Source organism: Streptomyces sp. NRRL S-244, assembly GCF_000717915.1.
GTDB lineage: Bacteria > Actinomycetota > Actinomycetes > Streptomycetales > Streptomycetaceae > Streptomyces.
On sequence record NZ_JOCX01000020.1, the window covers coordinates 1 to 20007 of the forward strand.

At 71.7% G+C, this 20007-nt stretch carries 19 protein-coding genes; 7 read left to right on the top strand and 12 right to left on the bottom strand.

Annotated elements, in window-relative coordinates:
- Positions 1-37 precede the first annotated feature (37 nt).
- From IF02_RS0122985 to IF02_RS0122995, 3 genes are read right to left on the bottom strand one after another with little or no spacing between them, the layout of a single operon-like run.
- Positions 38-1408, bottom strand: a complete 1371-nt coding sequence (locus IF02_RS0122985; protein ID WP_030159858.1) for a Y4yA family PLP-dependent enzyme — start codon at positions 1406-1408, stop codon at positions 38-40.
- A complete protein-coding gene (locus IF02_RS0122990; RefSeq protein WP_078622263.1) occupies positions 1399-2412 on the bottom strand; it encodes an ornithine cyclodeaminase in 1014 nt (337 codons plus the stop codon). Before IF02_RS0122990 ends, IF02_RS0122985 begins: the two co-directional genes overlap by 10 nt.
- A gap of 51 nt (positions 2413-2463) precedes the next feature.
- The gene (locus tag IF02_RS0122995) at positions 2464-3456 is read right to left on the bottom strand and encodes a TauD/TfdA family dioxygenase (RefSeq protein WP_030159862.1); all 993 of its coding nucleotides are present in this window, start codon (positions 3454-3456) and stop codon (positions 2464-2466) included.
- 385 nt (positions 3457-3841) lie between these two features.
- On the opposite strand from IF02_RS0122995, the gene IF02_RS0123000 reads away from it, so the two are divergent.
- The 4 genes from IF02_RS0123000 to IF02_RS0123015 are packed head-to-tail and all read left to right on the top strand — an operon-like array spanning position 3842 to position 8746.
- Positions 3842-5401, top strand: a complete 1560-nt coding sequence (locus tag IF02_RS0123000) for an ABC transporter substrate-binding protein (protein WP_030159864.1) — start codon at positions 3842-3844, stop codon at positions 5399-5401.
- A complete protein-coding gene (locus IF02_RS0123005; protein WP_030159866.1) occupies positions 5386-6402 on the top strand; it encodes an ABC transporter permease in 1017 nt (338 codons plus the stop codon). Before IF02_RS0123000 ends, IF02_RS0123005 begins: the two co-directional genes overlap by 16 nt.
- On the top strand, positions 6399-7238 hold the full coding sequence (locus IF02_RS0123010) for an ABC transporter permease (protein ID WP_037836954.1): 840 nt from the start codon (positions 6399-6401) through the stop codon (positions 7236-7238). The genes IF02_RS0123005 and IF02_RS0123010 overlap by 4 nt, the downstream gene beginning before the upstream one ends.
- Positions 7235-8746 carry an ABC transporter ATP-binding protein gene (locus tag IF02_RS0123015; protein ID WP_078622264.1) on the top strand — a complete coding sequence of 504 codons (1512 nt, stop codon included), beginning with the start codon at positions 7235-7237 and terminating at the stop codon, positions 8744-8746. The genes IF02_RS0123010 and IF02_RS0123015 overlap by 4 nt, the downstream gene beginning before the upstream one ends.
- 72 nt (positions 8747-8818) lie before the next feature.
- On the opposite strand, the gene IF02_RS34895 is transcribed toward IF02_RS0123015, so the two are convergent.
- The 5 genes from IF02_RS34895 to IF02_RS0123040 form a co-directional block, all read right to left on the bottom strand.
- Entirely contained in the window at positions 8819-9082 is a 264-nt protein-coding gene (locus IF02_RS34895) for a MarR family winged helix-turn-helix transcriptional regulator (protein ID WP_158708543.1), read from the bottom strand.
- Positions 9083-9498: 416 nt separating this feature from the next.
- Entirely contained in the window at positions 9499-10446 is a 948-nt protein-coding gene (locus tag IF02_RS0123025; protein ID WP_030159871.1) for a M56 family metallopeptidase, read from the bottom strand.
- The gene (locus IF02_RS0123030; RefSeq protein WP_030159873.1) at positions 10446-10823 is read right to left on the bottom strand and encodes a BlaI/MecI/CopY family transcriptional regulator; all 378 of its coding nucleotides are present in this window, start codon (positions 10821-10823) and stop codon (positions 10446-10448) included. The genes IF02_RS0123025 and IF02_RS0123030 overlap by 1 nt, the downstream gene beginning before the upstream one ends.
- A 156-nt stretch (positions 10824-10979) precedes the next feature.
- Positions 10980-11915, bottom strand: coding sequence for a M56 family metallopeptidase (locus tag IF02_RS0123035; protein WP_030159875.1), 936 nt, complete (start codon positions 11913-11915; stop codon positions 10980-10982).
- On the bottom strand, positions 11912-12295 hold the full coding sequence (locus IF02_RS0123040; protein WP_030159877.1) for a BlaI/MecI/CopY family transcriptional regulator: 384 nt from the start codon (positions 12293-12295) through the stop codon (positions 11912-11914). The genes IF02_RS0123035 and IF02_RS0123040 overlap by 4 nt, the downstream gene beginning before the upstream one ends.
- Positions 12296-12405: 110 nt before the next feature.
- Between IF02_RS0123040 and IF02_RS0123045 the strand changes: the two genes are divergently transcribed.
- Both IF02_RS0123045 and IF02_RS0123050 read left to right on the top strand, forming a co-directional pair.
- On the top strand, positions 12406-12903 hold the full coding sequence (locus IF02_RS0123045) for a DedA family protein (RefSeq protein WP_030159879.1): 498 nt from the start codon (positions 12406-12408) through the stop codon (positions 12901-12903).
- A gap of 130 nt (positions 12904-13033) precedes the next feature.
- Entirely contained in the window at positions 13034-13600 is a 567-nt protein-coding gene (locus IF02_RS0123050; RefSeq protein ID WP_030159881.1) for a TetR family transcriptional regulator, read from the top strand.
- A gap of 273 nt (positions 13601-13873) precedes the next feature.
- On the opposite strand, the gene IF02_RS0123055 is transcribed toward IF02_RS0123050, so the two are convergent.
- The 4 genes from IF02_RS0123055 to IF02_RS0123080 form a co-directional block, all read right to left on the bottom strand.
- Positions 13874-14719 carry an SDR family oxidoreductase gene (locus IF02_RS0123055; RefSeq protein WP_030159883.1) on the bottom strand — a complete coding sequence of 282 codons (846 nt, stop codon included), beginning with the start codon at positions 14717-14719 and terminating at the stop codon, positions 13874-13876.
- Between the two features lie 328 nt (positions 14720-15047).
- Positions 15048-15251, bottom strand: coding sequence for an EF-hand domain-containing protein (locus IF02_RS0123060; RefSeq protein WP_030159885.1), 204 nt, complete (start codon positions 15249-15251; stop codon positions 15048-15050).
- Between the two features lie 928 nt (positions 15252-16179).
- Positions 16180-17112, bottom strand: a complete 933-nt coding sequence (locus tag IF02_RS0123075; protein WP_051696469.1) for a phosphotransferase enzyme family protein — start codon at positions 17110-17112, stop codon at positions 16180-16182.
- 2 nt (positions 17113-17114) lie between these two features.
- Entirely contained in the window at positions 17115-18755 is a 1641-nt protein-coding gene (locus IF02_RS0123080; protein WP_030159889.1) for a carbamoyltransferase, read from the bottom strand.
- Between the two features lie 201 nt (positions 18756-18956).
- On the opposite strand from IF02_RS0123080, the gene IF02_RS0123085 reads away from it, so the two are divergent.
- Positions 18957-19991, top strand: a complete 1035-nt coding sequence (locus tag IF02_RS0123085) for a mandelate racemase/muconate lactonizing enzyme family protein (protein ID WP_078622265.1) — start codon at positions 18957-18959, stop codon at positions 19989-19991.
- Positions 19992-20007 lie beyond the last annotated feature (16 nt).

Here is a 20007-nt window from a genome sequence, read left to right on the forward strand (position 1 = left end):
GTGCGGGGGGGCGGGGTGCGGGCGGGGGTGCTGGGCGTCAGGTGAAGTGCCGGTCCAGGCGCCAGCGGGGGCGGGGCCGGTCGGTGTGGTCGATGACGACCTTGGGGGGCAGCGCCAGGTCGTGGAAGGGGGACTCGTTGGAGTCCATCTGGTAGCCCGCGGTGTTGGGGTAGACCAGCAGGTCGCCGGGGCGGGGCCGGCTCTGGAACGGGATCTTCCGCCAGGTGAGCATGTCCGACTCCAGGCAGGTGGCGGCTCCGACGCTCGCCGGGAAGACGCCCGCCGGACCGGCCTCGTCCTGCGGGAGGAGGATGGGGTCGGGCAGGTACTCGCTGTTGAACCACTGCTCGGACAGACTCAGGCTCGTGCCGTCCACGGTCAGGATCTGGTAGCCGTCCCGCTCCTTGGCTCCCTGGATGCGGAAGACCGTCGCACCGGCCTGGTGGAGCAGGGCCCGGCCCGGCTCCAGGAGGAGGGTGACTCCTGCGTCCCTGAGCAGGGCCGCGACGGGCTGTTGGTGACCCTCGGGCCGCGTGGCCAGGAGGGCTGCGAGGGCCTCGGCGCCGGCCACCGGGGAGTGGTACGGGTAGAAGTCGCCGGTGTGGAAGGTCTTGCCCGCGTGGTAGTGGCCGCTGTTCTGTTCGGCGAGGAAGGTGTGCCAGCTGTCGGCGTCGCTGTAGCTGATGGGCAGGCCGCCCCCGATGCTGATGCGGCTCGCCTCCAGGCCCTGGACGCGGGCCTTGAGGCAGAGTTCCACGAGGCGGGCCGCGAGGTCGGCCCGGGGCTGGAGGGCGTAACCGGACAGGTGGAAGGAGAACCCTTCCATGCGGACGGCGTCCCCGGCCTGGACGCAGCGGTCCAGGGCGGTGGCCAGGTCGGTTTCGGAGAGGCCGAAGCGGCTGTGCGGCTGGGCGGGCGGCAGGACCCGGAGCAGGATCCTCGCCGGGCGGACGCGCCCGGTCAGGGCCGTGGTGACGAGGGCTTCGAGTTCGTCGAGGGCGTCGACCGCGACGAGTGCTCCGTGCTGGACGGCCAGGTGCAGCAGGGCCGGATCCTTGGCGGGGCCGGTGACGACGAGGTGCTCGCCCCGCACCCCGTGGCCGAGTGCCTCGCGCAGCTCGGCGACGGAGGCGACGTCCACTCCCGCGTCGCCGGCGGCGGCGCGTTCGACGAAGACGGCGGCCTTGTTGGCCTTCTTCGCGAAGTAGACGAAGCCGTCGACGCCGGCCGCGGCGAGGGCGTCCTGCATGGCTCCCTGATTGGTGTCGAAGGCGTCGGGCAGCAGGAAGTGGAACGGGCCGCCGAACGCGTACGCCAGCTCGGGCAGCAGCCCGGACGCCACCACCTGCTCGCAGGCGGCGTCCGGGAGCACCGGCAGGGTGGGCAGGGGACGGCTGTTCACTGCCACAGCGCGACCTCGGTGCCCAGGCCCTGCGCGAGGGCGAGCTGTGCGAAGCGGTGGCCGAGGGCGATGTCGGTGACGACGAGGCCGCTGTTGTAGGCGAAGATTCGTTCCTTCGCAGTGTGCCGGCCGGCGGTGAGACCGGCGAGGACGGGCGGGAACTCGGAGTCGACGGCCGGGAGCTTGCCCTCGGCGTCGGCCATGTCCGTGCCGGTGACGTTCATCTGCGCCTCGCTGGTGGCGATGACACGGTCGGCCCGGTGCAGGGTGGACGGGGCGAGGCCGTGGCCGACGAGGATCGACAGCGCGCCCGGCTTCAGCCAGGAGTCCTCCACCGCGGCCGGGGTGTGCCCGCCGGCGGTGGCGACGATGACGTCGGCGTCCGCGGCGGCCGCGCGCAGGTCGGTGACGAGTTCCACCTCGCGGTCGGGGAAGTGCGTACGCAGCTGCTCGCGGACGGCGGCGATCCCCTCGGGGTGGGTGCCCGAGAGCATCAGGCGGTCCAGGTCCGGGAGGGTGGTGAGCAGGAACGGCAGCGCGAGCCGGCCTTGGGTGCCGGTGCCTATGACCAGGGCGCTGCGGGCGCCGGGGGCGGCCAGCTCGCGGGCGAGCAGGGCCGAGACGGCCGGGGTACGCAGGGAGCCGATGCGGGAGCAGTCCATCATCGCGACGGGCAGGCCGGTGACGTCGTCGTAGAGGGTGAGCGAGGTGTAGTAGTGCTGCTCCTCGCGGCCCTTGTCGAGGCCGTGCTTGTACGAGGTCTTGATGGCGACGACCTCGCGTGAGCCGTCGCGGCCCAGCATGGCGTAGGAGACGGAGTGCCCGTCCTTGGGCTTGACGGTCAGTTTCCGGGGGTTGTCGGACTGGCCGGCGTGCAGGGTGCGGTAGGCCCCCTCCACCGTGGAGACGACGTCTTCCAGGGAGATCTCGATGCCCGCGAGGTCGGTCGTGGACAGGATCCGCAGGGTGCCGTCGTGGGGCGTCGCGGTGTCCTGGGAGGTCGAGGTCATGGGGTTGTCCCTTCGGGGAAACGGGTTCGGCAGGGGTGGCGCCGGTTCGGTTCAGGCGGTCCAGGCTTCGAGGGCGGCCTGGCCGTAGCCGTGCTCGGAGGCCTCCGCCTCGGGGCGGGTGCGTCGGCCGGGCACCCGGACGGAGGCGCGCTTGAGCCAGCGGTCGGTGCCGTCGTAGCGGGCGGTGAAGGGGACGCGGCCGTGTACGACGAGGTCGTTGTCGACCACCAGCACGTCGCCGGGCTCCAGGCTCACCGCGACGGACACGCGGGCGAGTTCGCCCTCCAGTCGCCCGTACGCGGCGCGCCACGCCTCGTCGGCCTCCTCCAGCGGGGTGTAGGCGGGGTCGAAGCGGAGGGTGAGTCCGTCCTCGCCGGCGAAGAGGGTCGGCACCGGCGCGGGCTTGCCGCCGAACTGCTGGGCGTCCTCGTAGGCGTCGTCGGGGAGGATCGGGGCGACCGGCCGGGTCAGTTCGGTGAGGTCCTCGTCCGAGAGCTCCGTGAGGCGGATGCTGGCCGCGGTGGTGGCGATGTCGTCGTGGTTGCGCATGCAGCACAGCAGCAGCAGGTGGGCGCGGCCGGGGTGGAAGGCGTCCTCGGTGTGCGGGGTGAGCAGCACGCTGCTGGACGCTCCGGTCTGCACCGTCTCGTGTCCCGGTGAGGGGACGATGTTGTGCACGAAGCGGCCGTCCTGCTGGCCGTCCCAGGCGATGGGCGTGCCCATGAGGGTGGACACCAGCAGCAGGACGACGTCCCACAGGGCTCCGGCCTGGCCGACGGTGGACCAGTGCCCGGGGGTGGGGCCGAGTCCGGTGTCTTCGATGTGCAGGCCGCGCAGCACGAAAAGGCCGTCCGCGGTGTCCACGGGGCGCAGCGCGTCGTGGAGTTCTCGGCTCAGCCGCCGGCAGGCGGGGGCGAGGTCGGCGAGCAGGGCGGGGCTGGTGGCTGAGCGGTGGATGTCCAGCAGTTCGGCCGCCATGGTGGTGAGCTCGGTGACCTGGTCGGCGTCGAGTTGGCGTACTGGGGCGACTGCGGCGGTGGGCACGGAGGCACCTTCCGTTTTCGTGGGCAGGTGGAAGCGCGGGCGTCGCGGCATGGCGCGGCCCAGCGAAGGCGTGGGGTGGGGCTCGGGGGAACCCCGAAAAGTAGTGGGTCCGGCGCGGCTCGGACAGCCGGACACCGAGGAAACTAACAACGTCAAACGAGTAAGGCAACCCTTACTAAAAGGTCCGTCTACAAATATGTCGTCGGTCACCCTGTCGTCACACGACCAAGATCCTGTGGCACAACACCGCAGATCAGGGAGGCAGTTGACGAGGCGTTGGCCAGGACACTTCACCGCGCAAGCCCTGCGCGACGGCTTGCGGGCACCCCAAAACTTAGGCTAGGTATACCTAAGCAACTCTTGCTCGACGGAAACGAGGAACGACGTGGGCGTCACCAGACGACAGCTGCTGTGGGCCAGTGCCGGAATCGGGGCGGCCGGTGCGCTCGCTGCCTGCAGCAGCGGGTCGGGCGGATCGACGGATGCCAAGGACTCATCCTCCGCTTCCCAACAGCCCCGTAGCGGCGGCACGCTGACGGTGGGCGCGCTGGGCAAGGCGTCCTCGGTCACCCGTGACCCGCACGGCACGCAGTCCAACGAGAGCGACTACCTGATCCTCAGCCTCGTCTACGACACCCTCGCGGTGCCCGGCGAGAAGACCAACACCGCCCCGAGGCTCGCCGCGAGCTGGAAGCCCTCCGAGGACCTCAAGACCTGGCGCTTCACCATCGCCGAAGGCGCGAAGTTCCACGACGGCACTCCCGTCACCGCCGACGACGTCGTCTGGTCGCTGAAGCGCCTGCGGGGCACCTCCGCCGGCGCCTCGCGCCTGCCGGGCATCAAGCCCGAGAGCATCACCGCCGAGGATGCCAAGACCGTCGTCCTCGTGTCCGACTACGCCAACGCCGAACTGCCGCTCCTCACCCGCCTGACCACCTTCGTCCTGAAGAAGGACACCAAGGACGACCAGATCGCAAGCGCGCCGGGCACCGGCCCCTTCAAGCTGGACTGGTTCCGCGACGGCAACGCCCGCCTCGTACGCAACGACGACTGGTACGGCGGCAAGGTGCTCCTGGACGCCATCGAGGTGCGCATCTTCGAGAGCCCGCAGGCCATGGCCAACGCCCTGCTCGCCGGCCAGATCGACGTCGCCTCCAACGTCGGGGCCGTCGCCGCGCGCACCGCCGAGACCCGCAAGGACCTCCAGATCCTGCGCCGGCCCAACGACATGGCGATGCCCATCGTCATGCGCACCGCCGACGGCCCGTTCGCGGACCCGCGGGTACGTGAGGCCCTGCGCCTGACGGTGGACCGCGACGCCATGGTGAAGCAGGTCCTGTCCGGCTACGGCACCGTCGGAAACGACATCCTGGGCACTGGCGACCCGGTGTTCGCCAAGGACATCCCCCAGCGGGGGCGCGACCTCGACAAGGCCAAGCAGCTGCTCGCCGAGGCCGGTTTCGACACCTCCAAGACCTACGACCTGATCACCACCGAGGACATCGCCGGTCTCGCGGAGTCCGCCACGCTGTTCGCCACCCAGGCCCGCGAAGCCGGAGTGAAGATCAACGTGGTGAAGCAGGACTCGAAGGTCTTCTGGGACGCCACCTGGCTCAAGGCGCCGCTCTACACCACCTACTGGGGCACGAACGACTCCGTCGTGTTCTTCGCCTCCAAGACCATGGTCTCCGAGGCCGGGCAGAACGAAGCCGGCTGGCGGGAGCCCACCTTCGACGAGGCCTACCGCAAGGCCATCGGGGCCGCGGACGCGGCCGAGCGCACCAAGGGCCTGCACCAGCTGCAGGAGATCGAGTTCGCCAAGTCCGGCTACCTCCTGTGGGGCATGGCCGACGGCATCGACCTCGCCGGGAAGGCCGTGCGCGACCTGCCGGGGCTCCCCGGCTACGGCCGCGTCCAGCTCGAAAAGACCTGGCTGGCCCGTTGATCCCGGCATCCACCGCCGACGGCGCCGCCACGCCGAAAGCCCTGTCCGGCCCGGCCCGCATCCTCCCCGGTGCGGGCCGGGCCGCCTGGCTTGCCGCCCGCCGTCTGGGCATGCTCGTACTCCTGCTGGCCGCCGTGTTCGCCGCGATCGAGCTCCTGCCCGGCGACGCGGCCAACGCGACGTCCGAGCGGGGCGAGAGCGCGGCCGACGTGGCGGCCCGCCGAACGGCGCTGGGCCTCGACCGGCCGGTGACCGAACGCTTCTGGGACTGGATGAGCGGCCTGCCCACCGGCGATCTCGGCACCACCGCCCACGGACAGCCCGTCACCTCCGTCCTGTCCGGGCCCTTCCCGAACACCCTGCTGCTGGGCTCGCTCGCCCTCGCCCTGAGCATCATCGGCGCGCTGCTGCTGGGCAGTTGGGCCACCCTGCGGCCCGGCGGTCGCGTCGACCGGGCCGTCGCCGCGGCCTCGACCGCGGCGTTCGCCCTGCCGGAGTTCGTCATCTCCGTTGCCCTGCTGCTGGTGTTCTCCCAGTGGACGGGCTGGCTTCCTGCTGTCACCCTCACCGGTCCCGACGGCGCACCCGCCTCCTGGGACATGCTGGTTCTGCCGCTGCTGGCGCTCGCGATCCCCCAGATCGGCTGGAACACCCGCATCGTTCGAGGCGCCCTCGCCGACCAGGCCGACCTCCCGCACGTCCAGGCGGCGATCCTCGACGGCCTGCCCCGACACCGCATCCTCATCCATCACATGCTGCCCGGCGCCCTGCCCGCCATCGCGGTGTCCACCGCCACCTCCGCCGGCATGCTGGTCGGCGGCGCCGTCGTCGTGGAGACCCTGTTCAACTACCCCGGCATCGGCGCGGTCCTCGCCGGCGCCATCACCGACCGGGACACCCCGCTGGTGGCCGGAGTCATCGTCGCCACCGGCGCGGCCATCAGCACGCTCCTGCTCCTGGCCGACCTCGTACGCGACCGCATCATGGGAACGCACCGATGACCTCCACCGCCCCGACCGTGCGCCGGCGCCCCTCCCCCGCCCGGATCCTGGCCCGCGCGCTCCCCGCGCTGCTGCTCCTGCTCCTCGCGCTGATCGGCCCCCTGCTCGCACCCGAGGCCATCGACCGGCCCGTCACCGCCCCCTACGCGGCGGCCGACGACACCGCCGCCCTCGGCGGGGACCTGCTCGGCCGTGATGTCCTCAGCCGGCTGCTCTCCGGTGGAGCCCCCCTCATCGCCACGGCCCTGGCCATCGCCCTGGTCGTCACCGGAGCCGCCACCGCACTCGGCATCCTCGCCGCCCTGCGCCCGCGCCTGGGTCGCTGGGTCGAACGCACCGCGGACCTCGCCATCCTCCTGCCGGCCGTCCTGGGCATCATGCTCATCGCCCTGGCCTGGCCCGCCGGCGGCCGCCTGGCCGTCGGCCTCGCCGCCTGCGTCCTCGGCATCCCCTACGCCGTGCGGGTCGTCGCGGCCGCCGCCGCACCGATCGCCGCCACCGGCTACGTGGAAACGGCCTCCGCCGGAGGTGAACACCTGTGGTACCTGATGACCCGCGAAGTACTGCCCAACCTCCGCTCCACCCTGCTCGCCCTGTTCGGACTGCGCTTCGTAGAAGGCGTCTACGTCGTCTCCATCGCCGCGTTCCTCCAACTCGGCCCCCAACCACCCGAAGCCGACTGGGCGTTGATGATCCGGGAGAACGCGCCGGGCATCCTGCTCAACCCCTGGGCCGTGGGCGCACCCTGCCTGGCCATCGGCCTGCTCGCCATCAGCGTCAACCTCGCCGCCGAAGCCCTCGCTCCCGCCCGGCCCACCCCGGAGACCCCCCTGTGAGCCACACCGACCCGGCCGCCCGGGCCAGCAACCTGTCCATCGCCCTCACCGACGGCGCCCGCTTGCTCGACAACGCCTCCCTGACCCTCCAGCGGGGCAGCGTCCACGCCATCACCGGCCCCTCCGGCGCAGGAAAGACCACGCTGCTGCGCGCCCTGACCGGCGCCATACCGCCGGGTGCGGCCGTCACCGAGGGGACGGTCACCGTGCTCGGGCACGACGTGCTCGCTCTGGCACCCGAACCTCTGCGCCGCCTCCGCCGGGAACACCTCGCCCACCTCGGCCAGGACCCCGCCTCGGGCCTCAACCCCCGTATGAAGGTCGGCCGCCTCATCCGTGAAACCGCCGCGGACAAGTCCCGCGGCGCTCTCCTCGACCTCCTCACCCAGGTCCGGCTCCCCACCGACGAGGGCCTGGAGAACCGGCGCCCCGCCGGTCTGTCCGGTGGTCAGCAGCGGCGCGTCGCCCTGGCCCGCGCCCTCGCCCGCCGGCCCGAGATCCTGCTCCTCGACGAACCCACCGCAGGACTCGACGCCGCCCTGCGCGACGAGATCGCCGAGCTGCTGCGCGACCTCGCGCACCACCACGGGCTCGCGATCGCCCTCTCCAGCCACGACCCCGACTTCGTCGCACGCTGCGCCGACGACACCCTCGCCCTCGGCCCGGCCACCACACGGACGCCCGGCCGGGGAACCTCCGCACCCGTCACGCCGTCGGCGGCCGGAACACCTGGGGCCCACCACGGCGACGCCGTTCTGACGGTGCGCTCCCTCGATGCCTACGTCGGCACCGGACCCGCCCGCCGCCTGGCCCTCGCCGGCCTCGACCTCGACGTCCGACCGGGTGCGCTCACCGCCGTCGTCGGCCCTTCCGGCTGCGGCAAGACCACCCTGGTGCGCACCCTCGCGGGGCTCCACCCGGCCGGAGGCGGCACCCTCACCCTCCACGGCAGCCCGCTCGGCGGCACCCACCGCAGGCGCAGCCGTGACCAGCTCCGCCGCATCCAGCTCGTCCCGCAGAACCCGCTCGGTGCCCTCAATCCCGCCCGTACCGTCGGCGCCACCCTCGTCCGGCCCCTCAAGCTCCACCTCGCACTGCCCGCCGGCCAGCGGGCGGCCCGGGTATCGGAACTCCTCACGGCCGTCGGGCTGCCGGGAGACTTCGCCTCCCGCTACCCCCACGAGCTGTCGGGCGGCCAGCGCCAACGGGTCTCCATCGCTCGCGCCCTGGCGGCCGAGCCCGACGTGCTGCTGTGCGACGAGGTCACCTCCGCGCTCGACGCGGGTACCGCCTCCGACGTCATGGCGCTGCTACGCGACCTGCGCACCACCCGCGGTCTGGCCGTCGTCCTCGTCAGCCACGACCTCCCCCTGGTACTTCGCCACGCCGACGACGTCCTCACCCTCGGCGGCCCGGCCGCTGCCGTGACGGCCGAGCGCCACCCGGCCGTGCCCCAGGAAGGTGTGGGGGCAACTCGTCGCCGGAGCACGGAAGGCATCGAGGCGTAACTTCCTCGGCGGACGCATCCAGTGCCGGGCTCTGGAGCGTCGGCTCCTGTCGTGGCGCACTCGCCGCCAGGACTAGGCCGTTCGTACCGCTCCGGCACGGGCAGCCGTCGCGCACACCCGCCGCAGGAGATAGTGCAGCTGGGCGCGCTCGCCCCTGGTGAGGCAGCCGAGCAGGAGGTCCTGCACCGAGTGCATGTCCTCGCGCGCCGCATCCAGCACCGCGGTCCCGGCCGGGGTGAGCGTCACGACCTCGTGACGTCCACCGATGTTCACGACCATCTCCTGTACCAGGCCCTGCTCCAGGAGATCACCGACCACGCGCGAGACGTCAGCCACCGGCGCCTCCACCTGCGCGGCGAGATCGCGCCTGGCATGCGGCCCCAGATCCGCCAGCGTCCTGAGGACCGACCGGTGGAAAGGACCCGGGCCGCGCACTCCCAGTCGCTCGGCCATCAACACGTCCACGGCCCGGTTCGCCGCTGCCAGGAGATGCACGGTCTGCTCGGAGGGATTCGAGACCCCGTTCCCCCTGTCATACACGTCGCGCGTCCAATCACTGGGAGGGGAAGGTCACCTCCGCCCCGGGACACGCGGACCACTGTCGCCCACGGCACACTGCGCGCAGGGTACGAGGCACCCCTCGGAACGGGACCCACGCAACGCTCGGCCCTGGAGAGGCAGGTGAAGTAAGCCTAGGCTAACCATAGTTGCCCCAGACGCTTCGGTCTACATCAATGTCGTCGCCCGGGTGCTCATTCGGCCAGAAGGGCCCGCGCGGCGAACTCCACGTACTCGTGCAGTCCGTAGGCCAGAACCAGGCCCAGCAGGGCCGAAACCGCCACCGCCGTCACCAGCCCCGCTGCGGCCGCCCGCGTCCTGCGGGCCTGCGGCCGTACCGGCACCGGCCCCAGCAGGGCTTCGACCCGCTGCGGAACCGGACCGGTACTCACGGACAGCAAGGGACCACGGCCTCCGCCCGCCTTCTCGGCGGACGCGGCGGCCAGCGCCGCGCGTGCGATCGCGGTCGCCGCCAGCCGCCGGTCACCCACCGACGAGGCCGCCGACTCGTCCGCCCACCGCTCCAGGTGGAAGTCCAGCGCCGGACGCAGGGGCCGAAGGGCGGGATGGACCGCGGCGGCCAGGTGGGCGACGACGGACCACAGGTTGTGGCGGCCCGTCAGGTGAGCCCGCTCGTGACCGAGCAGCACCTCGCGCTCCGCCGGGGCCAGGGTCTTGAGCATGCCCGTCGTCACCACGACCCGGCCGCCGCGCTTGCGCCATCCCGGCAGCGCGAACGCCTGCGGCTCGGCATCCGGTACGACCAGCAGATCTCCATCGGACACCGCCTCGCGGGTGGACGCCCAGGCCCGCGCGAGCACCGAGCGACGCTCCCACCAGCGGCGGACCACCAGCACCGTCTGCAGGACCAGCACCGCACCCGCGACGGCGGCGACCGGCACGGCGGCCGGCCATTCGGCAGCCGCTCGCGTCAACGGGATCTTTTCCAGGGAGGCGAGGAAGGGCACGTGGAACAGGCCGATGAGCGCCGCAACGGTGCCGCCCGCCAGCAACACGGCGGCCCCGGTCAGTGCCGCGCACGCCTCCCTCGGAGGCAGGAGCGCGGCCAGCCGTCGGGTGGCCGGCGCGGCACCCCACGGAAGCACCAGGGTCAGCACGACCAGGGCCAGGACCAGGGTCATCAGCCCTCCTCGGACTCCAGGAGCAGACGCCTCAGCGCTTCCTCGTCGTCCCCGGACAGCGAGGACACGAACCGCTTCAGCACGAGGTCCCGCCGGGGCTCCCGGTCCAGCTCGCGGTGCATGCGCCCGGCCGCCAGCCCGGCGGCGTCGTCCGCCGCGGCGTAGACGAAGCCCCTGCCGACGCGGGTCCGCACGACCGTCCCCTTCTCGTAGAGGCGGGTGAGGATCGTCGTCACCGTCGTCCTGGCGAGGTCCCGGCCGAGCGCGGTGTTGATCTGCTGCGGCGTCAACGGCCCATCGGCCGCCCACAGAGCCGCCAGCACGTCCGCGACGAGTTCACCGTGCGGACGCCTTGCGTCCGCGCCGTCCTCCACCATCCCGCTACCGCCCTGCTGCCGCCCTGGGCCGATGCGCCCGGTCATCGATAAATAGGTTTGCCTTATCTAACTGTACGGGGGCACGAGCCGAGCCCCCGTGCCTGCCCCGCCGGACGCCGCCCACCGCGGAGGCCGGCGCCGTCGGAACCGGCCGGCTCACTCCTCACCCGTCTCACCCTGCGCGATTTCGATGCCGGAGTGCAGATCGTCAGCGGCTTGGAGGGACGCGCCGGCCGACACGAACAGGCAGGCCAGCAGCGCCACGGCCGCCAGGCGGTGCGAGCTACGGGCACGGGCCCGGCCGGACCCGTCGAGCAGGGCCGCGACCCGCCGGGGCACCGGGCCCGTCGTGGCGGCCAGTGCGAAGCCGGGCCGGTACCGATCAGGAGACGTACGAGCAGCCAGAGCGGCCCGGGCGATGGCCCGGGCCGCGAGGTGGCGGTCGCCCACCGCCTGCGCGGCGTATTCGTCGGCGCAGCGCTCCAGCGCGTAACGAAGGGGCTCGCGCACGGCGCGCAGCCCCGGATGACAGTGGGCGGCCAGCTCGGCCATCCCCACCAGGAGGTGATGGCGGCCTTTCAGGTGGGCTCGCTCATGGGCGAGCAGGACCTCGCGTTCCTCCGCGGAAAGGGCGCGCAGCATGCCCGAGGTGATCACGATGCGGCCGGGCCGGCCCGGCAGTGCGTAGGCGTCGGGGTGCTCCTCCTGCAGGACCACGAGTTCGCTCCGACTGCCGGCGGCAAGCACGCGCGCCCGCCTCAGCCGCTGCCACCACCGGTACGCACCGCGCAGCAGCAGGACACCGCGGGCCGCGAGCAGCGAGCCCGCCACGACGGTGATCGCGATGACCGCGCCCGGCGCACCGGACGCGAGGGGGGTGAGCAGGTGTCCGAGCGCCGCCACCGGCCGCAGGTGCGTGGCTCCGGGGACGACCAGCAGCGCGAGGGCCGCGGTGCTGCCCGCGGCGAGCCCGGCGGCCGAACCGGCCAGCAGCCGGACGGCCTGCTGCGGCGCCAGGCTCGTCACCAGCGCGCGGCACGCCGGGCCGGCCAGGAAGGGCAGCAGGAGCGGCAGCGACAACAACCACATCATGCGGCGCTCCCTGTGCCGCCCTCTTCCAGCAGGGCGCGCAGCAGGGCCTCGTCCTCATTGCTGAGCTGGGAGACGAAGCGGCTCAGTACGGTCACACGGTCCTCGGTCCCGGCCAGTTCCGCGTGCATGCGGCGCGCGGTCAGCCCCGACGCGTCCTCGGTCGGCAGGTAGGCGAACCCGCGGCCGGACCGGGTGCGGGTGACCACACCCTTCTCGTAGAGGCGGGACAGGACCGTCGTCACCGTCGTCCGGGCGTGGGAGGAACCCAGCGCCTCCTGGACCTGCCCGGGCGTCAGCGGAGCGCCGGCCGCCCACAGCACCGCCAGGACGCTCGCCCCCAGCTCACCGGCGGACCGCCGTTCCGTATGCGCATCCCCCATGCGAATCTCCTCACCACCTCGATCGTCTACAGTGACGTAGACCGTCTACAGGACTGTAGTCGATGATGTCGTCGCCACCCGGTCACTCACCAGCAGGGGAGCCGCTCGCCATGGCCCTGTCCGCCCACACGGCAGTCCCGCAGGCCGTGAACCTGCTCGACGCCGGATCCCTGCTGTCGGCGTTCGGCGCGCTCGGCATCGCCGTCGTCCTCTTCGCCGAAACCGGACTCCTGGTCGGGTTCTTCCTGCCCGGCGACTCCCTCCTCCATGAGGGAGCCGAGCGTGCCGAGGTACTCCTCGACCGCTACGGCCACGCCAAGGCCATCGTGCCGGCCCGCTTCGTACCGGTCGTACGCACCGTGCTCAACCCCCTGGCCGGTGCCCTGGGCGTGCCCGCCCGTGTCTTCACGCTCTGGCAGGTCGTGGGCGGACTGGTGTGGACCGTCGGCCTCGTCCTCGCCGGATACGCACTCGGCTCCTGCGTGCCCGACGTGGACCGCCACCTCCTGCCGATCGTAGCCCTCGTCGTCCTCATCTCCCTCACTCCCCTGGCCCTCGAAATGATCCGGCGGCGACGCCACCGTGCCCCGACCGGAAGCCCGCGTTGAACCTGCGCGCCCTGGACGGGCCGTCGGTGAACGCACCGCGGCCCCACGGGCGCCTGCGGAACCCACCGCCTCCACTCACCGACCGATCCACGACCGATCCACACCGGTCCCTGAATCCTCTGGACGGGAGATGACCAACCACCCCGGTCGCGCGCTGATCGTCGCCGCCGCGCTGCCGCTTGTCGTGAGGCACGGCGCCTCGGTCACCACCTCGATGGTCGCCCGGGCTGCGGGGGTCCCGGCCACGGCGGTCTTCACCGCGTTCCCCGACCAAGCCGCCCTGCTCGAAGCCTGCGCGGCCGAGGCCCTCAGGGCGGACGAAGCGGTAGCGGCCATAGCCGCGGTCGACCTGAACCAGCCACTCGCCCTCCGCCTGGCATCAGCCGCCCTCCATCTCCGCAGCTACGCGGCCCGCGTACTCCTGCTCGCCGATGCCATGCCCGCACGCCGGCCCCGACGCCCCGAGCCGGAGGACTCCGACGGGCGTACCCGGCACGAAGAGGAACTCGCGTCGCTGCGATCTGCGCTGACGGCCCTGTTCGAACCAGAACGTGAGCGGCTCAGAATGCCGCCCGAGCACCTCGCCCGGGTGTTCCAGTCGATGGTCTTGGCCGACACACCGACCGGCCCCGCGCAGACCCTGCCGGCCGAAGAGCTGGTGTCGCTGCTCCTGTGGGGCGCACTGCCCCCTCCCTGACCAAAGCAGTGCCCCTCCCGTACCCGATGCCATCCGACCGTGATCAACAGGCGTACAACCCCTCGACCGCCGAAGAACCAACGGCGGTCGAGGGGTTGTACGCCGAAGAATCAGCGGCGGAGGACACCGCGGTCACACACAGCGCGGCCCCGGTGCCCCGTTGTCCGGGGTACCGGTGCCGAAGGCCGGCTGCGTCGCCGCCTGTCGGACATCCGGCCTGGTCAATGGTGGCCGTTCACGCAGCGGCGCTCCGGACAGGAGGTGGAGTCCTGATCAGGCCTTGGCGTCGTCATGGGCCAGGTCGCCGCCCAGCTCCCGGGAAGCCTCCGCCTGGTCCAGCAGTTCCCGGGCCTTTGCCTTCACTGCCTCGATGGCGTCGGCGCCGGCGACGAAGCGCAGCAGCGGCTTCTCCTGGTCGGCGATGGCCAGGAGGGCGCGGGCGAGCTTGGCGGGGTCGCCGGGCTGCTGGCCGTTCATGCTCTTCCAGGCTGCGACGGTGGCGGTGGTGCGCTCGGCGTAGTCGTCGATGGTCGGCGCGGGCCAGGTGGTGGAGGCGTCCACGAGGAGCTCGGTGCGGAAGAAGCCGGGTTCCACGAGCGTGGTGTGGATGTTGTACGGCTCGACGTCGTAGCGCAGGGATTCCATCCAGCCCTCGACGCCGAACTTGGAGGCGGCGTAGGCGACGCAGAACTCCTGTCCGATGATGCCGGCGGAGGAGGACAGGGTGATGATGTGGCCGGCGCGCTGCTTGCGCATGATGGGCAGGATGGCTCGGGTGACGTTCATGGGGCCGAAGAGGTTCGTTTCGATCTGCTGGCGCATCTGCGCGGGCGTGATCTCCTCGAAGTAGCCGGCGAAGAAGTTCCCGGCGTTGTTGACCAGGACGTCGATGCGTCCGAAGCGGTCGACGGCCGCCTGGGCGGCGGCTTCGGCGTCGTCCGGGCGGGTGACGTCCAGCTTGGTGACCAGCAGGTTGTCCTGCGGACCGCCCAGAGTCTCCTCGACCTCTTCGGGGCGGCGGCCGGTGGCGACGACGTGGTGGCCGGCGGCGAGGGCCTCGCGGGCGATGTCGGTGCCGAGTCCGCGTCCGGCACCGGTGACGAAGACGACCTTGCTCATGAGGGAGTCCTTTCAGCGGAGCATGCCAGCACCCCGGTGGGGTGGGGTAGGCCCGCCATCCAGGCAACCACCCGCCGCGCCCGGCCCCCGTGCCTGCGGCACGGGCCGGGCGCGGCGCGGCTGTGCGTCCGTCTCCGGGAAGGTGTCCATGCCTGCGAGTACGCGTAGGAGCATGCACATGGCGGACCACCCCGGGCGGGCGGTGCTGCCCGGCCGGCCATGCCGGCACGGCTCGCAGCCGCACGGGCCATGCCCGGAGGCGGTCGCTCATCCGCACCACGCCGAGGGCTCGTTGCCGCCCTGCTGGCGAGGGCGGGCCGCCCGGGTGTTACTTGACCAGCGCGTGGAACTCGTCGAAGTCAAGGACGCGGTCGCGGTTGGCGTCAGCCGCCATGGCCTCCTTGACCTTGTCCTTGAGCTGACCGGCGTGGCCCTCGCTCTTGAAGTGGTTGGCGAGTTCGACGATGTTGATCTGCCCGTCGGAGTCGCTGTCGATCCGCGCGAACAGTTCCCTGGCCTCGGCTTCGGTCATGGCACGTCCTTCCACTCATCATCAGGATCCTGAAGATCCATCCGGTCGCGGCCACATTCGCAGAGGACAGGCACCCACTTCACCTGCGCACGGGGCCATGTGGGTGAGAGAGGGGCAGATTTCCAGCCACTCACGAAGCACCCACACCCTCAGGTCATCTGCGAGCCCCCACAGCGGCCCTGCCGAAACCGGCCCGCCGCGTTCTGGTCGTGCGCGTGCTCGTTGACCGGGCCTGGCTGCGGGACCGGACGGGCGGCCACGCCCGTGTCGACGAAGAGCTCGTGCCGCAAGCCCTGCCCGACCGGCGCGGCGCGCGACAGGACAGCGCCGACAGGAAGGCCGGTGATGCCCCGGATGCCACCGCCGATCGGATCGCCCCCGCCCGGCGGCATCCTCGGACGCGCCCGCGACCTGCGCGACGCCCTCGAGTTCCTGCGCCGAGCGGGTCTCGACGCGGACGACGCCGTCGCCTACGACGGCACCAGGGTCATGAGCCGGGCGTCCGCCGACCGCAGCCGCGGGTCGTCGCCGACCACCAGGCCCTGCGCCAGGCCGACCCCCGCTGAACCCACGGACGCTCCGCCCGGCGCCTCCAACAGCACCACTTGCCCGGGCGGGGCACACCGCCCGGACCCGATCGAGAGGAGCACGATGCAGAGTGCATTACGGCTCGCGGCCAGGCCCCGATCTGTGATCATGCAGCCGACCACGAAGTGCCTCCCCATGGACTGCACGTACTGCTACCTGCCGGGGCAGATCTCCGCGTAGTGGTCGCCGTCGGCTCCGTGACAGGCACAGGTGCGGACCTGGTGTCGTCGTCACACCGGTTGATACCGGCTTCCCAGCGGGTGCACACGCCCTCCTGCCCGGGGCCGGCGTACCGTGCGCCGGTCCGCCGCCACCCTCGTGACCAGTGCGACCGAGGCTGTCAGCCGGGTTCCGGCCGGTGCAGGGTCCGGTAGGGAATCCATGGTGCTGTCGTGTCTCCTTCCCGTAAGGCGGTGATGCGGCGTCGCCACTCGGCGCGCATCCCCGGGTTCGGCCCGAGGAGGGGGAGCACGACCGTGAGGACGTTGAGGGCGTGGACCCGGGCGAGGGCCGGGAGCCCGTCCCAGGAGCGGGGGTCGAAGCCATAGGCGTCCACGAGGTGCTGGTAGTCCGTCAGGGAACGGCCGTAGCGCAGGCATCCCATGAGTTCGGCCACCAGATCCCATTCGGGCGGCCCCACGCACATGAAGTCCAGGTCGCACAGGACCGGGCGCCCCCGCGCGTCGCGCAGCAGGTTGCCGATGTGGGCGTCACCGTGGATCACCGAGCGTGGGAGTACGAAGCGCACCTGCGGTAGTTCCTCCCCCAGCCGGTCGGCGAGGTGGTGCAGGTAGGCGAGTTCCGCCGCCGGCACGTCCTGCGGAGCCCGGCGCAGCCGGGCCCGGTCGACGGCCACGGGATCCCAGTCCGGGAGCGGGTACGCGGGCGGGCGCAGGCCATGCACGCGGCGCAGCGGGCCCGCCAGTTCACCCGCTCCCGGCGGATCGCCGTGCGGCTGGGGGAGGTAGTGCCAGAACGTGACGTACATCCTGTCATCCGTAGCCACCGGCTGGGGGCCGGGGAGACGGACGAGCCGGACGGCCGGTACGCCCTCGCGCTCCAGCCAGTGGGCGAGGGCGACCACGCGGGTGACGTCGTCGAGGCCGAGCTGCGGTCCGGCGATACGGGCGACGACGGGAGTGCCGTGCAGCCGGTAGACGGCGTTCACGGTGAGGTGCATCAGCTGCGCCCCGGCCGACGGGAGGCCGGCCGCCGCGCAGGCCTCGTCCAGTGCACGGCGGAACGCCTCGGCCGTGTAGGCCTCCGGCCGCACCGTCAGCCCGCCGCGAGGTCTCGACGCTGGAGGATGAACGGACCGAGGACGAGCAGGTCCATGGGGGTGGTCGCGAAGCACGCGACCGCGTCGCGGGGGTGGTCGGCGATGGGGCTCTCGGCCACGTTGAAGCTGGTGTTGATGACGACGGGGACGCCCGTCTCCCGCTCGAACTCCTTGAGCATGCGGGCCACCAGCGGTTCGTCGTCGTCGGCAATGGTCTGGATGCGGGCGCTGCCGTCGACGTGCAGGGCGGCGGGGATGCGCTCGGCCCAGCCAGGCCGGACCTGATGGGTGAAGAGCATGTACGGGCTGGGCACCGGTCCCTCGAATATCTCGGTGGCGCGTTCCAGCAGGACCATGGGGGCGACCGGGCGGAACTGTTCGCGGCCCTTGATGTCGTTGAGGCGTTCCAGGTTTCCGCGGTGACCGGGGTGGGCCAGGATGCTGCGGTGGCCCAGAGCCCGGGGGCCGAACTCGCTCCGCCCCTGGAACCAGCCCACGACCTTGTTGTCGGCGAGGGCGCGTGCCGCGACGGCCGCCACGTCCGGCGGGCGCGAGTAGGAGATCCGGTTGGTCTGCAGCCAGGCTTCGGTCTCGGCGTCGCTCCAGCCGCGCCCCAGAGCGGCCGTGGTCATGTGCTTGACGGGGTCGCCCGCGGCCTGGGCGACGTACAGCGCCCCGCCGAGCGCGGTGCCGGCGTCGCCGGCGGCGGGTTGCACCCACACACGCTCGAACGGCCCCTCGCGGGCGACGCGCGAGTTGGCCACGCAGTTGAACGCGACGCCACCCGCCATCGCGAGGTCCCGCTCGCCGGTGGCCCGGGCCAGCCAGCGCGCCAGGTCGAGCACGACCTCTTCGAGACGGCGCTGGACGCTGGCGGCCAGGTCGGCGTGGTGGGACTCCATCGCGTCCCCGCGCAGTCGGCGGGGCATCAGCTCGTCCAGGCCGAGGGGCTCGACCACGAACGTGCCGTCGGCCTGCGCGCGTACGCGTTCGCGGAACCGGCGCAGGTAGGCGGGTCGGCCGTAGGCCGCGAGCGCCATGACCTTGTACTCGTCGGCGCACCGGCGGAAGCCCAGGTGCTCGGTGACGTCCTCGTAGAGGAGGCCGAGCGAATGCGGCAGTTGCTGGCTGGCGAGGACCGTGAGGGCACCGTGGTCGGCGCGGCCGGCGAGGTGGGTGGCGATCTCGCCCCGGCCGTCGAGGACGAGGACTGCACAGCTGTCGTAAGGCGCCGCCAGATAGGCAGAAGCGGCATGGGCGAAGTGGTGGGGAACGAAGGTGACCTTGGCCGGATCGAGGTCGGGGAACATCCGGTGCAGGAATTCCGGAGCCGTCTGGGCGTATGTCTTGTGCACCTGCTCCCAGAAACCCCGGGGTTCACTCGTGTCCGGTTCCGGCACGAGTGAGGGCTCGTACGAGTAGACCACGGCGTCGAGGTCACTCATGCGCAGTCCGGAATCGGCCAGGCAGCTCGCCACGGCCAACTCCGGGATTTCCCACCGGTTGAACGGAACCGGCGTCTTCCGCGCCTTCTTCCGTGTCAGTCGCTCCTCTTCCTGGGCGGTGACGATCTCGCCGTCGACGACCAGAGCAGCGGCCGGATCATGGAAAATGGCATTGATCCCCAGAATTTTCATGCGCTCCCCTTCGTGCTTCTCGTGCGCCCCCGAAGTGCGCCTTACACGGGGTCGTCTGCTGCTCGTACTGTAAATGATCGCGAGTGTGTGACGTAAGGCCATGAATGCCAACAAACAAGACATATGCCCTTGGGGTGATTCGTGCGAATACGGGATGTTTCAGCGGCCACGCGCATCCTGCCGACACGTGAGAAACAGCAAATGGGCGCCGGCGCCCTGCTCGACTCCGTAACCAACGTATTCATTCGCGTCCGCAGCGACGATGGCGTCTGCGGCTACGGCGAGGCAGCCACCTGGAATCTCTTCTCCTCGGAAACACCGGAGGGAATATGCCAGGTGTCCGAAAAACTCATCGGCCCCTCCCTCGTAGGGCGTGACGTTCTTGATCTAAACGGTTGCCGTTCGGTTTTGGACAGGGCCATCGTCGGAAATCCGGCAGCGAAAAACGCGGTCGAGACGGCGCTTTACGACCTCGCCGCGCGCAGTCTCGGCGTCCCCGTCTACACCCTTCTCGGCGGACTCCGGCGCCACGACCTCGGCCTTTCCTATTCCGTTTCGGCCCAGGACGTCGCGCTGGAGGCCGACCTCGTCCAGGCCCGGTACGAAGAGGGATACCGCATCTTCAAGCTGAAGACGGGGGTGAGGGACTGGCGCACCGACGCCGCCCGGATCGCGTCCCTGGCCGGCCGGTACGACGACGTGTCGATCCGGCTGGACTTCAACTGCGCCGGAGACCCCTTGGCCGTGCACCGCCTCCTCGGAGCGGTGGCGGACGTGCCGATCGACTACGTCGAACAGCCCTTCGCCCCCGAGCACCACCAGCCGCTGCGCCGGCTGCGCCGGTCCTTCCCGGTCCCCCTCTGCGCGGACGAGGGATGCCGCACTCCCGCCGACGCGCGCGCTCTGCTGGCGGACGGCTCCTACGACCTGATCAGCCTCAAGCCGGGCAAGCTCGGGGGCTACGGCACGGTCGGGCAGATCGCGGCCGCGGCGGCGCTCCATGGGGTGTACGGGTATGCCGGGGCCTTCGAGGAGTCCCGGCTGGGGACGACCGCGGCGCTGCACCAGATGCTCACGCTGCCTCTCCTCGCCGATGGCTGCGACTACTACTTCTCCCTCGTCATCCTCGATCCCGAACAGGGTCCGCACGGCGGATTCGAGGTACGGGACGGACGCCTGAGCCTGCCCCGCGAACCGGGACTCGGCGTCACCGTCCCGGACGGCTGGTTCGACTGACACCCCCGCAACCCAC

Bases quoted from the DNA above. Each gene is read 5' to 3' on its own strand.
- IF02_RS0122990 (WP_078622263.1), bottom strand. From the start codon at position 2,412: ATGACCTCGACCTCCCAGGACACCGCGACGCCCCACGACGGCACCCTG.
- IF02_RS0123010 (WP_037836954.1), top strand. From the start codon at position 6,399: ATGACCTCCACCGCCCCGACCGTGCGCCGGCGCCCCTCCCCCGCCCGG.
- IF02_RS0123025 (WP_030159871.1), bottom strand. From the start codon at position 10,446: ATGACCCTGGTCCTGGCCCTGGTCGTGCTGACCCTGGTGCTTCCGTGG.
- IF02_RS0123030 (WP_030159873.1), bottom strand. From the start codon at position 10,823: ATGGTGGAGGACGGCGCGGACGCAAGGCGTCCGCACGGTGAACTCGTC.
- IF02_RS0123035 (WP_030159875.1), bottom strand. From the start codon at position 11,915: ATGATGTGGTTGTTGTCGCTGCCGCTCCTGCTGCCCTTCCTGGCCGGC.
- IF02_RS0123040 (WP_030159877.1), bottom strand. From the start codon at position 12,295: ATGGGGGATGCGCATACGGAACGGCGGTCCGCCGGTGAGCTGGGGGCG.
- IF02_RS0123045 (WP_030159879.1), top strand. From the start codon at position 12,406: ATGGCCCTGTCCGCCCACACGGCAGTCCCGCAGGCCGTGAACCTGCTC.
- IF02_RS0123050 (WP_030159881.1), top strand. From the start codon at position 13,034: ATGACCAACCACCCCGGTCGCGCGCTGATCGTCGCCGCCGCGCTGCCG.
- IF02_RS0123055 (WP_030159883.1), bottom strand. From the start codon at position 14,719: ATGAGCAAGGTCGTCTTCGTCACCGGTGCCGGACGCGGACTCGGCACC.
- IF02_RS0123060 (WP_030159885.1), bottom strand. From the start codon at position 15,251: ATGACCGAAGCCGAGGCCAGGGAACTGTTCGCGCGGATCGACAGCGAC.
- IF02_RS0123080 (WP_030159889.1), bottom strand. From the start codon at position 18,755: ATGAAAATTCTGGGGATCAATGCCATTTTCCATGATCCGGCCGCTGCT.
- IF02_RS0123085 (WP_078622265.1), top strand. From the start codon at position 18,957: ATGGGCGCCGGCGCCCTGCTCGACTCCGTAACCAACGTATTCATTCGC.